The organism is Dyella sp. (assembly GCF_036384435.1).
In the GTDB taxonomy this organism is placed as follows: Bacteria; Pseudomonadota; Gammaproteobacteria; order Xanthomonadales; family Rhodanobacteraceae; genus GSA-30.
Window position 1 is genome coordinate 1 of record NZ_DASVMI010000164.1, and the last position, 11,841, is coordinate 11,841.

General features: G+C 60.9%; 9 protein-coding genes. 7 read left to right on the forward strand and 2 right to left on the reverse strand.

Annotated elements, in window-relative coordinates; genetic code table 11:
• From zwf to VF436_RS16910, 6 genes are all read left to right on the forward strand, one after another.
• Positions 1-1,459, forward strand: a 1,459-nt coding sequence (gene zwf, locus VF436_RS16885; protein WP_330905202.1) for a glucose-6-phosphate dehydrogenase, incomplete at its 5' end; no start/stop codon positions are given.
• A 305-nt stretch (positions 1,460-1,764) separates the two neighbouring features.
• Positions 1,765-2,478 carry a 6-phosphogluconolactonase gene (pgl, locus tag VF436_RS16890; RefSeq protein ID WP_330905203.1) on the forward strand — a complete coding sequence of 238 codons (714 nt, stop codon included), beginning with the start codon at positions 1,765-1,767 and terminating at the stop codon, positions 2,476-2,478.
• A gap of 63 nt (positions 2,479-2,541) precedes the next feature.
• Complete coding sequence (gene edd / locus VF436_RS16895; RefSeq protein ID WP_330905204.1) at positions 2,542-4,362, forward strand: phosphogluconate dehydratase; 1,821 nt, start codon at positions 2,542-2,544, stop codon at positions 4,360-4,362.
• A 33-nt stretch (positions 4,363-4,395) separates the two neighbouring features.
• Entirely contained in the window at positions 4,396-5,034 is a 639-nt protein-coding gene (gene eda / locus VF436_RS16900; protein ID WP_330905227.1) for a bifunctional 4-hydroxy-2-oxoglutarate aldolase/2-dehydro-3-deoxy-phosphogluconate aldolase, read from the forward strand.
• 174 nt (positions 5,035-5,208) lie between these two features.
• Positions 5,209-6,066, forward strand: a complete 858-nt coding sequence (locus VF436_RS16905; protein ID WP_330905205.1) for an EamA/RhaT family transporter — start codon at positions 5,209-5,211, stop codon at positions 6,064-6,066.
• A 66-nt stretch (positions 6,067-6,132) separates the two neighbouring features.
• Positions 6,133-7,743, forward strand: coding sequence for a S10 family peptidase (locus VF436_RS16910; protein WP_330905206.1), 1,611 nt, complete (start codon positions 6,133-6,135; stop codon positions 7,741-7,743).
• Between the two features lie 289 nt (positions 7,744-8,032).
• Here the strand turns inward: VF436_RS16910 and VF436_RS16915 are convergent, their stop codons facing one another.
• Positions 8,033-9,079, reverse strand: coding sequence for an ABC transporter substrate-binding protein (locus tag VF436_RS16915; RefSeq protein WP_330905207.1), 1,047 nt, complete (start codon positions 9,077-9,079; stop codon positions 8,033-8,035).
• A gap of 220 nt (positions 9,080-9,299) precedes the next feature.
• Here VF436_RS16915 and VF436_RS16920 point away from each other — a divergent pair, with 220 nt between their 5' ends.
• Positions 9,300-9,671 (forward strand): nuclear transport factor 2 family protein, encoded by a 372-nt coding sequence (locus VF436_RS16920; protein ID WP_330905208.1) that lies wholly within the window; start codon positions 9,300-9,302, stop codon positions 9,669-9,671.
• Between the two features lie 55 nt (positions 9,672-9,726).
• Here the strand turns inward: VF436_RS16920 and VF436_RS16925 are convergent, their stop codons facing one another.
• Entirely contained in the window at positions 9,727-11,604 is a 1,878-nt protein-coding gene (locus VF436_RS16925; protein WP_330905209.1) for a S8 family serine peptidase, read from the reverse strand.
• Positions 11,605-11,841 lie beyond the last annotated feature (237 nt).

Genomic DNA, 11,841 nt, shown 5'->3' on the forward strand with positions numbered 1-11,841 from the left:
GGTCGACTCATTCGACCTGGTGATTTTCGGCGGCACGGGCGACCTGGCCCTGCGCAAGCTCATTCCGGCCATGTTCCACCGCTATCTGGATGGGCAGATTCCCTCCGACAGCCGGGTCATCGGTATCGCGCGCGAAGCGACCGACGACGCAGGCTATCGCGACACTCTGCGCAAGGCCTTGCTCGATGGCGGCGGTGACCGGCAGAAGATCGATACATTCCTGCAACAGATCCACTACCGTTCGCTTGACGCCAAGAAAGACGAAGGCTGGGACGACTTTGCCGCCTTCATCGGCGAGGAAAGCGATCACATCCGGGTTTTCTATCTCTCCACGTCGCCCGAGTTGTTCACACATATCTGCAACCGCTTGGGAGAGCACGGCCTGAACAAGGGCAAGTCCCGGGTCGTGCTGGAAAAACCCATCGGCCATGACCTGGCCAGCGCCAACGAGATCAACGAGGACGTGGCAAGGGTTTTCGACGAGTCGCAGACTTTTCGCATCGACCACTACCTGGGCAAGGAAACAGTACAGAACCTGCTGGCGCTGCGCTTCGGCAATGCCCTGTTCGAGCCGCTGTGGAACGCCGAGCATATCGATCACGTGCAGATCACGGTGTCCGAGACGCTCGGCGTGGGCCGGCGCGGCTCGTATTACGACCACTCCGGTGCGCTGCGCGACATGGTGCAAAACCACATCCTGCAGCTGCTATGCATGGTGGCGATGGAGCCGCCGGCATCGCTTGCACCCAATGCGATGCGCGATGAGAAGCTCAAGGTGCTCAATGCGCTCAAACGCATCGACAGCAGCAACGCCGCGCAACTCACGGTGCGTGGCCAGTACCGTGCCGGAGCGTCGGAGGGCAAAAGTGTGCCCGGCTATGTCGAGGAACTGGGCGACGGCAAGAAGTCCAACACCGAGACGTTCGTAGCCATCAAGGCTGAGATCGCCAACTGGCGCTGGGCTGGCGTGCCGTTCTACCTGCGCACCGGCAAGCGTCTGCCCTCGCGCCTGTCCGAGATCGTGGTGGCGTTCAAGCATGTGCCGCATTCGATCTTCGATTCATCCGCCGGTTCGCTGGCGCAGAACCGCTTGGTGCTGCGACTGCAACCGGACGAGGGCGTCAAGCTGTGGTTGACGATCAAGCACCCTGGCCCCGGTGGCCTGCGCCTGCGCCACGTGCCGTTGGACATGAGTTTCGCCGAGGCCTTCGGCGTCCAGCAGCCCGACGCCTACGAGCGCCTGTTGTTGGATGTAGTGCGCGGTAACCCGACGCTATTCATGCGTAGCGATGAGGTCGTCGCCGCGTGGCGTTGGGCCGATCCGATCCTTGCCGCCTGGTCCGCCAGCGGGGAAGCGCCGCGGGCCTATCAGGCCGGTACCTGGGGACCGAGCGCAGCCGTGGCGTTGATCGAGCGCGACGGCCGCACCTGGAACGAAGATAGCGAAGCCGAAGATTAAGCACGTGTGGCGTGTCGGTGAAGTCTCCCTCAACTTCACCGACACGTTGCATGGGCCTTCTTACATTGGCTGCGCACGGGGAGTGTCGCGAGTCTTGTCTCTCGCCGACACATCCATTCGCAAGAGCAGCCAAGGGATGAACGGCCAAAGCGCCATGGGCCTCGGCGCATGCTTATCCTCAGGCCGCCTCAGATCGTCACCTGTGCCTTGCGGTGATCGATGGGACGGCACCCAGGCCGTTCGCTCCTTGTTTCGGCCCGGTCCGGCCATTGCGTAGATTTCCCTCACGTCATCCAGCTTGCGATATGCCAGACACAGCAGATATCACCCAACACAGCTTCACCGATTGCCATGCCCTGGCCAAGGCGTTCGCCGAGCGTGTGGCCGGGCAGCTCCGCGACGCCATCGCCACGCGCGACAAGGCAGTGATCGCCGTCTCCGGTGGCAGTACCCCTAAACATTTCTTCGAACAGCTTTCGCGGCAGACGCTCGACTGGGCCAGGGTGGCCGTCACCCTCGTCGACGAGCGCTGGGTGCCGGAAACCAGTGATCGTTCCAACGCACGCCTGGTCAAGTCGCTGCTCTTGCAGCGCGAGGCGGCCACTGCGCAGTTCGTGCCGCTGTATGCCGATGCACCCACGCCGGAGGCCGGCTTGCCGACGGTGAAGACACGCCTGGGAGCGCTGGGCCAACCGTTCGATGTCGTAATCCTGGGCATGGGCAGTGATGGTCATACCGCGTCGTTCTTCCCCGGGGGCGATCGCCTGGGCGAAGCGTTGGATCTGCACAGCGGCCAGCGTGTCGTACCGATGCGCGCCGAGGGCGCTGGTGAGCCGCGCATCACCTTCAGCCTGCCGGCCTTGCTCGATACGCGTGCCTTGTACCTGCACATCGAAGGCGAATCCAAGCGCGAAGTATTGAATGACGCCCGTATCGGCCATGCCAAGGGCGCCAGCTATCCGATACGCGCCGTGCTTGCCCAGCACCAGGTGCCGCTGTCGGTTTACTGGTGCCCGTGATGTGCTTGCGGCCATGCTCGTTTAGCGCGGCCGCGTGTTTCCTATTTTGACCGGATTGCCAGCATGAGCAGCCTCCACCCCGTCATCGCCGAAGTCACCGAACGCCTGCGCGAACGCAGCCGCAGCAGTCGCGAGCGTTACCTGGCCAGGATCGCCGCGGCCAGTCATGAAGGCGGCACGCATCGCGAGCGACTGTCGTGCGGCAACCTTGCACACGGTTTCGCCGCGTGCGAGCCGCACGACAAGGCAGCGCTGCGCGCCGGTCGCACGCCGAACCTGGGCATCATCAATGCCTATAACGACATGCTGTCTGCGCACCAGCCCTATGAGCGCTATCCGGCCTTCATTCGCGAAGTTGCACGCGAGGCCGGTATCACCGCGCAGGTGGCCGGCGGCGTGCCGGCCATGTGCGACGGCGTGACCCAGGGCCGTCCTGGCATGGAGATGTCCCTGTTCTCGCGTGATCTCATAGCCATGGCCACGGCGGTGTCGCTGTCGCATGACATGTTCGACGGCGCCATCTATCTGGGTATCTGCGACAAGATCGTGCCGGGCCTGCTGATCGGTGCGCTGAGCTTCGGCCATCTGCCGGGCATTTTCATTCCATCCGGGCCAATGCCCAGCGGCATCACCAACGAACAGAAATCGAAGGTGCGCCAGGCCTATGCCGAAGGCAAGGCCGGTCGTGCCGAGTTGTTGGAGGCCGAAGCGGCGGCTTATCACGCCCCCGGCACCTGCACGTTCTATGGTACGGCCAACTCCAACCAGATGCTGATGGAGATCATGGGCCTGCACCTTCCAGGTTCGAGCTTCGTCGCGCCCGATACACCGCTGCGCGATGCGCTCACTGCCGAGGCCGTGCGCCGGGTCGCTGCGCTTAGCCATCCCGGTGAGCAGTACCTGCCGATCGGCCACATTGTTGATGAAAAGGCCATCGTCAACGGCGTGATCGGCTTGCATGCTACAGGCGGCTCGACCAATCACCTGTTGCATCTGGTGGCCATCGCACGCGCGGCGGGTGTGGAGTTGCGCTGGGATGACTTCGACGCCTTGTCGTCGGTCATTCCACTGCTGGCGCGTGTCTATCCAAACGGCTACGCCGATGTAAATCAATTCCACGAAGCCGGGGGCATGACCTTCCTGATCGACCAGTTGCTCGGTGCCGGCCTGCTGCATGGCGACGTGCGCACGGTCTTCGGCACCGGCATGGAAGGCTACGCGCAACGCCCGGAACTGGGCAGCGACGGCAAGCTGGCCTGGAAGCCCATCGGTAAGGAAAGTGGTAATAGGGGTGTGTTGCGCGCGGCGTCGGAGCCCTTCCGCGCCGATGGTGGCTTGCGCATGCTGGAGGGCAACATCGGTCGCGCGGTGATCAAGGTGTCCTCCGTGCCGGAAGATCGCCAGATCATCGAAGCGCCTGCCGTGGTGTTCGACGACCAGGACGACGTGCGTCGGGCATTCGAACGCGGCGAGCTCAATCGGGACTTCATCGCCGTGGTGCGCTTCCAGGGGCCGCAGGCGATCGGCATGCCTGAACTGCACAAGCTCACGCCCACATTGTCGGTGTTACAGGACCGTGGCCATCGCATCGCCTTGCTTACCGATGGCCGTATGTCCGGCGCTTCCGGCCGTGTTCCGGCGGCCATCCATGTGACCCCCGAGGCCCATGCGGGCGGTGACATCGCGCGCATTCGCGATGGCGACATGATCCGCCTGGATGCGTCGGCAGGTACCATCGACGTGTTGGTCGACCCGGCAGAGTTTGCCGGTCGCACGCCTGCATCCTGCGATCTTTCCAGTCACCACGTCGGTATGGGGCGCGAGCTTTTTGCGTTGTTCCGACAATCTGCCGTGGCCGCCGATCTCGGCGCCGGCATAGCCTGACCATCTTCGAGGAGCGATATCGTGAGCAACGCCATGGATACCAAACAAGCCACCGTCGAGGCGACCATGCGCCTTGCCGCGGTGATTCCGGTCGTGATCATCGACGACGTCAAGGCGGCCGTGCCCATGGCGCGCGCACTGGTGGCCGGTGGCATTCCTGCCATCGAAGTCACGTTGCGCACGCCGGCCGCATTGGATGCGATCCGCGCGATCGCCCAGGAAGTCGAGGGCGCGATGATCGGTGTCGGCACCGTGCTGGGCGATAAGGATCTCAAGGCCGCCGAGGCCGCCGGCGCGCGCTTTGCCGTGTCGCCCGGCGTATCCCCGCGCCTGCTCGACGCCGCGGATGATTCATCCTTGCCGTTGTTGCCCGGTGCGGCCACTGCGTCGGAAGCGATGACGCTGCTTGAGCGCGGCTATCGTTTCTTGAAGTTCTTTCCGGCGGTGCCGGCCGGTGGCCCCAAGCTGCTCGGTGCCTGGGCCAGTCCGTTGCCGCAGATCCGCTTCTGTCCGACCGGCGGCATCAGCCTCAGCAACGCCGTGGATTTCCTCTCGCTGCCGAACGTGCTTTGTGTAGGCGGTTCCTGGCTCACTCCAGCCGATAAGCTCAAGGCCGGCGACTGGGCCGGCGTGGAACTGCTCGCCCGCGAAGCGGCGGCGTTGCGGGCGTAGGGGCGAGGAGTGAGTAAAGAGTAGCCAGGAGTGAGTGCGCGATGTTGAATCTGGCTGTTTCCGTGTGGCTCGCGACGGCGTTTTCGTCACCTTGCAACTTGAGAAATACGCTCGGACTTGCGCCCTCGCTACTAGCCCCTAGCCCCTAGCCCCTCACTTCTCACTCCCAGCCCCATGTACTTCCTCCCCCTGAGCATCCTTTGCAGCGTCCTCGTGTCCGTGTTCCTGAAGCTGGCCAGGCGCTCGAAAGTGGATGTGGGGCAGGCGGTGGTGTGGAATTACGTGGTGGCCAGCGTGATGACTGCCTGGGTGTTTCATCCGGCACTCACCGTGTTGCACGATCCTGGAGCGCCCTGGATCGCGATGATCGGCTTAGGCATCCTGTTGCCAACCATTTTCCTGGCGCTAGGTGCCTCGGTGCGTCACGCCGGCATCGTGCGCAGCGATACCGCGCAGCGCCTGTCGCTACTGGTCTCGCTGTTGGCGGCGTTTGCGTGGTTCGGCGAGCGTCCCACAGGGTTGAAATTAGTCGGCATTGCATTGGGGCTGGTTGCCCTGGGCTGCATGTTGTGGCGCGGGCGACAGGCCCAATCAGCTGGCAGCTGGTACTGGCCGCTAGCGGTCTTTGGCGGCTTTGCCACGATCGACATCCTGCTCAAGCTCGTCGCCCAGGCGGGCATGCCATTCGCCACCTCGTTGCTGGCGGCATTCGTTCTGTCATTCGTGGTAGCGGCTGCACTGGTCGTGTGGCGCTGGTCGCATGGCCAGACCCGGCCAGCTTGGAAAAGCGTCGTCGGTGGTTTGCTGCTTGGCGTGCTCAATTTCGGCAACATCGTGTTCTACGTGCGTGCGCACCAGGCGTTGGCGCAGCATCCGGCCCTGGTTTTTGCCAGCATGAACCTGGGCGTGGTGGTGTTCGGTGCGCTGGTTGGCTGGCTTGGCTTCGGTGAGAAACTGCGCAGTGTGAACGTGGCGGGGCTGCTGCTGGCGCTGGTCGCCATCGGCCTGCTGGCCTACGCCTCGCAGGCGTGACTTCTGGGCTGTGAAACGAGGGCAGGCGCCTCCTTAAAGTGAGGTTCTCTCCCGAGGAACCTCCCCATGCGCAAGCTCCCCCTCGCCGTGGCCCTGGCCACGCTCCTGCTGGGTTCGGCCGTGCAGGCCAACGATCATCACGACGACAAGAAAGACAAGACCCCACAGGACAAGGCCGACGCGACGCTGGTGACGCCCAAGACCGCCGAAAGCGAAGGTTCGGTCAGCGTCGAGGGCAAGCGCATCGATTACAAGGCGGTGGCCGGCACCCTGGTGCTCAATGGCAGCGGCGACAAGGAAAGCGAGCCGCAGGTCAGCATGTTCTACACCGCGTATTTCAAGAAAGCTGCCGATGCTGGCAAGCGGCCGATCACCTTTATCTACAACGGCGGTCCGGGTTCGGCCACGGTGTGGCTACATATGGGAGCCTTCGGTCCAAAGCGGGTGGTGACGAGCGACGACAGCCATACACCGGCCGCACCCTATGGCCTGGTCAACAACGATTACAGCCTGCTCGATGCGTCGGACCTGGTGTTCATCGACGCACCCGGTGCGGGCTTCAGCCGCCTGATCGCCAACGACGAAGACAAGGGCAAGCGCGACGAGCAGATGAAAGACCGCCGCAAGAGCATCTACGGCATCGATGGCGACGGCCATGCCTTCGCCCACTTCATCACTCAATTCCTCAGCCATTATGGCCGCTGGAACTCACCCAAATACCTGTTCGGCGAAAGCTACGGCACGACGCGTTCGGCCGTGGTGGCCAACATTCTGGAGAGCGAAGACAGCGTCGACCTCAACGGCGTGGTTCTGCTTTCGCAGATCCTGAGTTTCGACACCAGTATCGACGGACCGCAGTTCAATCCGGGAGTAGATACGCCCTACATCGTCGCGTTGCCCACATTCGCCGCCACCGCTTTCTATCATCACCGGCTACCACAACAACCCGCGCAACTGGAGCCGTTCCTGCGTGAGGTGGAACAGTACGCCACGGGCGATTATGCACAGGCATTGATGGCCGGCTCGCGCCTGGACGCCGCACGCAAGCAGGCAGTGGCCGAAAAGCTGCATACCTACACCGGGCTGCCGGTCGACTATCTGCTGCGTGCCAACCTGCGCGTTACGGGTGGCATGTTCGAGCACGAGTTGCAGAATGCCGACGGGTTGACGACCGGTCGCCTGGACAGCCGTTTCTCAGGGCCATCACTCGATCCGATGGCCAAGGACTCCGAATACGATCCGCAGTCCTCGGCCATCAGCTCCGCCTATGTGGCGGCCTTCAATGACTACGTGCGCAAACAGCTCAAGTTCGGCCAGGACATGAACTATCGGCTATACGCCGACATCGATCACTGGGATTTTGCGCACAAGGCACCCGGTGTGGAAGGCGAAGCCTTGCAGCAGTCAACCAATGTGATGCCCGACCTGGCCACCGCCATGAAGACCAACCCCAATCTCAAGGTCTTCCTCAATGGCGGCTATTACGACTTGGCTACGCCGTACTTTGCCGCCGACTACGAAATGCATCACATGCCCATTCCTGACAGCTTGCAAGGCAATATCAGTTACGCCTGGTATCCGTCAGGACACATGGTCTATGCCAATACCGAGTCTTTGAAGATGTTGCACGACAATGTGGCGAGGTTTATTCAAAGCACGGACAACATCAGGCACTGAGCGGGATAGGGCCTGTGGACAGGATGGCGGGAGGCCAGGAACAGTGCCTCCCGCGATCGCCAACGATATAGGCACGCCGCAGCTTGCCTCATCCGGGTCGGTGGAGGGGCGAAGTTGTAGCCGTCATGCAGGCTAACGCGATAGGAGAGTTCGGTCTCGCGAGACAAATGTGTCGCCGCGATCGGAACGCCCATTGCAAAGGTACAGGATTTGAGGCGAGCTTGTTTTGCTTTTTGAAAGCCATGGGAGACAGCGCGATCGCTGCCTCCCGTGGCGTGACAAACTAGATTCAGGGGTTGGTCCCATGGACTTCCGTGGGGTTTTCTCCCTTGGGTTCGCCGGTGTAGAGAATGAACTGTGCCTTGAGGCGCTCAACCGCATCGCGATCAGCCATGAAGCGCCCGAACGCGGTGGGATCGGTATTGAGCTTATAAACCGACGGTTGTCCGCTCGCCGGCTGCACATCACTGCGAATGGGCCATTGCGGCGTCAGGCTGCTGCCCTGCACCTCTTCCGATAGCAACCAGTTCAGGTAAAGCTTGGCGGTCTCGGGATGCGGCGCCTTGCGGAAAATGGCGGCGGTCTGCGGCCAGGTCATGAAAGGTTCTTGCGTGAACGGCATGAAGCGTGTGCCGCTGCCGTCCGAAGAGGGCGTCAACGGCCACCAAGCGCCAGGGCTGGCGGCATAGCGACCTGCGGCGACATCGGCCCCAGCCTGCTCGGTGCCACGAATGAAAGTGGGCTCCTGGGCCATGAATCGATCCATGAACTCCCAGCCATGCCTGTCGACGAACTGCTTGAAGATGAACAGGATCGCGTCATCATCCGAGGGATAGGCGAGCACCATCTTTCCCTTCAGCCTGGTATCGAGAAAATCCAGCGCCGTCGTGGGCGTAAAACCATGAGGAGCTACATCGGCGTTCACGACATTGCCCAAGGACAGAACTCCGATGCCCGTGTAGTAACCCTGCTGGTCTTTCAGTCCCGGTGGCACATGGCGCCAGCCGATTTCCGGCACATATCGCAGTAGATCGCCTCGGCGCTTCCAATACGTGAAATCATGCAGGGTTTGCAGGTGTGCAACGTCGACCACGAGGCGATTACGGGCTATCTGGTTATCGATGCGTGCATCGTGAAATTTGCTCAGGTCCGTCACGATATGTATCGATACACCTGGAAAGCGATCTTCGAATGCTTTGCCCATGTCATCGAGCCCGCCAGGGCTGTCGCCGCCGCCGTAGACCACCAGTTGCCCTCCTTCAGCCAGGGCATTCCTGTAGAGTCGATCAAGCTGCTGTGCTTCTTGCGTTGAGGCACCGGCCTGGGTAGTGCTCATGGCGCACATCGCCACAGCCATTCCTAGCAATCTTTTTACAAAACCGTTCATTTTCTATCCTTCCTTGACTTACCTTGCGGCAGTAGCCACGGTAGACTGGTGATGACGGCCATCGAAGCAGATGTAAGGCAGTAAAGACGTAAGCGTCTTCATCTCAGTGAGTCAGAGACGCAATGGGTGCAGGTGCCTTACAATGCCCATTTACATGATGGTTGCTCGCATGCGCCTTCTGATCGATCGCTACCTCGCCGCCTATAACGCCAAGGATGTGGATGCCATGCTGGCCACCATGCATCGTGAGGTGGTGTTCGAGAATTACACGGCTGGCAACCTGAGCCTGCGCACGCTGGGACTGGATGAATTGCGCCACTTGGCGGAAAGTTCGCGGCATCTGTTTTCCGCGCGTCGGCAAACGATTACCGATTATCGCGAATTTCAAGGAACCGCCTACGTCAGCGTTTTCTTCGAGGGCACGTTCGGCATCGATCTGCCCAACGGCGTGCGTGCCGGCCAGAGCATCGCCATGAACGGGCGCAGCGAATTTCGCGAGCGTGATGGGTTGTTGATTCATATTGCCGATCACAGCGAGTGATCGGCGACGGGAAGGCTCGGATCTGGCCGAGCCTTCCCGTGTTCAACGGGCGGAGTCAGTTTACGTTGCGCTTATGACCGACAACGCGGAGCTGAAAGTTATCCAGCTTTGCCTCCACGGGTCGGCCGGAAACATCGGTCAGGCGCAGTGTCCATGTGCCGCGAGCCCTTTCTCCCAGAAACGCATTGCTGGAGGAGAGCGGCACCGTAAAGCCAGCCGTATCCTTGTAGATCGCAAAGGGCGTGATGACATGACTCACGGTACCCGATGGCGATGTCAAGGTAGCCGATAGATTCGATGGCATGGTGTGGGTTGTCGCGAAGCCGAACTGGACGCCCTCCACCGTCATGTCCTGGTCGATTCGTATATTCATCGAGGCGGCATTGTCCTTGCCGCCAAAGCCACGGGAGGCGCCGCGGGATGAGACCCAGCCGTTATCGAAAAAGGCCGGCAATCCCCGGAAATGCCTGGCCATCGCGACGGCCGCAGAGGCATCGACAAGGCCGAAGCCATAGGAGTTGCTGAAGCGAAAACCGGCAGCATTCCGGATCCAGCCCGATTCGACCGTCATTCCCCGGTAGCGGATTGGCTGCAACGCCAGGTCGATCGGGCGGGCTGTGACCGCGAGGATGTATTTGACATCGCGCTGGGTCAGTCGAGGATTGACCCCAAGCATCAGTGCAGCGACGCCAGCAATCATCGGTGCTGCCGACGACGTCCCCGAGAAGGAAGCTGTGTAATGGCATTGCGGGTCGAAACGGCTGCCGCCTTCCAGTGCATTTTTTGGCGACGCTGACGTATTGTAGCCTGTGTCACATCCTGGATTGTCCGTGGTCAGGATGCCGGGCCCATAGCTGTTCTGATCGGCACCAGCATATTGCCGTTGCTTGCCATCTTCACCCGCTGGTGCGGAAATCCAGACTGAAGAACCCGTGGATGAAAAGTAACTGCGCTTGCCCTGGGCGTTGATGGAGGCAACCGTGATCATGGGGATGAAATTGGATGGAAAGTCCACGCCTGCTGCAACGCAGCCCAGGCCGAAGCGGTTGGCATCGCACCCCTCGAACGGATCGTGGGCTGTCTCATCCAGGATGCCTTTCGGCATCTTGAACGCGTTTCCTGCGGCCCACGTATAAACGCCGCCGCGGCCGGCCCGGGTCGAACCCATGATGGTTTCCCACTCCTGGATCTGCGCATGCGAAATGTCGCGGTATTTGCCAATGGGCGACAGCCCGAGGCTGTTGTTGAAGACATCGACATGCCTGGTCTTCGGGCTCTCGCCCCAGGCCGCTCCGAAGTACTTGCGGAAAGTTGCATTCTCAGCCGCCTCGCCGTTGCTGGTGTTCACGCCACCATATGCATCGAAGGAGACCAATGACGCGTGTGGAGCCACGCTTCGACCTTTGTCTCCACGCGCGCCGGATAAGGCGACGATACCGGCGACCGCAGTGGAGTGATCGACGATATCCGTGATCTCGTCTGTTTCGTCGAGAAAATCCCGGGAACCACCGGCAACCGTACTGTTTTTCAGATCCGGATGATCTACATCGAAGCCGCTTTCGACGATGGCGACCGTGACGCCTTTGCCCATGACGCCATGTTCGTGGAGCGAGCCAATGTTGATGTCGACCCCGGGGCAAGGCAAAGTATCGGCGAATACTTTCTGCCCTACATTCTTCAGATGCCACCGGTAAGCATTCAAGGGATCATTTGAATGGGCCATGACACGCGCTGGCGCGCGACGACAAAAAACATGTAGGTGATTACTGTTAACTCGTGTCAGGTAATTCCCTGATGTGATGCTACCCGGCACACGAGGGTGCCTGTCAGGATGCGCCGCCGCGGCGATATCCTGGCTGAAAGCATTCGGGGCGCCAAAGAAGAAAATGGCCATCGCAAGAGATGATCGTTTCAACATGTCCATGTTATCCATGTAAAAGCCTATGCCAAGGCTTTGAAATCACCGGCGTCCATGGAAGCGGGATATCCGCTTCTTGTCCGGGAGGCCGGAAGAGTCGTTCCTGAATCTTTTTTTTTATGATCGAATTGTACCGAGGGTTTGTCCCAACCCTGTTTCGGTATCTCCACTCCTTGAGCTTACGTTCGCTTGTATGCGCTTACAGATGCGTCTCTCATAGTCGACACGAATACGCTCCATGTCAATACGCAT

Coding starts and splice junctions, on each gene's coding strand:
- pgl (WP_330905203.1), top strand. CDS start 1,765: ATGCCAGACACAGCAGATATCACCCAACACAGCTTCACCGATTGCCAT.
- edd (WP_330905204.1), top strand. CDS start 2,542: ATGAGCAGCCTCCACCCCGTCATCGCCGAAGTCACCGAACGCCTGCGC.
- eda (WP_330905227.1), top strand. CDS start 4,396: ATGGATACCAAACAAGCCACCGTCGAGGCGACCATGCGCCTTGCCGCG.
- VF436_RS16905 (WP_330905205.1), top strand. CDS start 5,209: ATGTACTTCCTCCCCCTGAGCATCCTTTGCAGCGTCCTCGTGTCCGTG.
- VF436_RS16910 (WP_330905206.1), top strand. CDS start 6,133: ATGCGCAAGCTCCCCCTCGCCGTGGCCCTGGCCACGCTCCTGCTGGGT.
- VF436_RS16915 (WP_330905207.1), bottom strand. CDS start 9,079: ATGAGCACTACCCAGGCCGGTGCCTCAACGCAAGAAGCACAGCAGCTT.
- VF436_RS16920 (WP_330905208.1), top strand. CDS start 9,300: ATGCGCCTTCTGATCGATCGCTACCTCGCCGCCTATAACGCCAAGGAT.
- VF436_RS16925 (WP_330905209.1), bottom strand. CDS start 11,604: ATGGATAACATGGACATGTTGAAACGATCATCTCTTGCGATGGCCATT.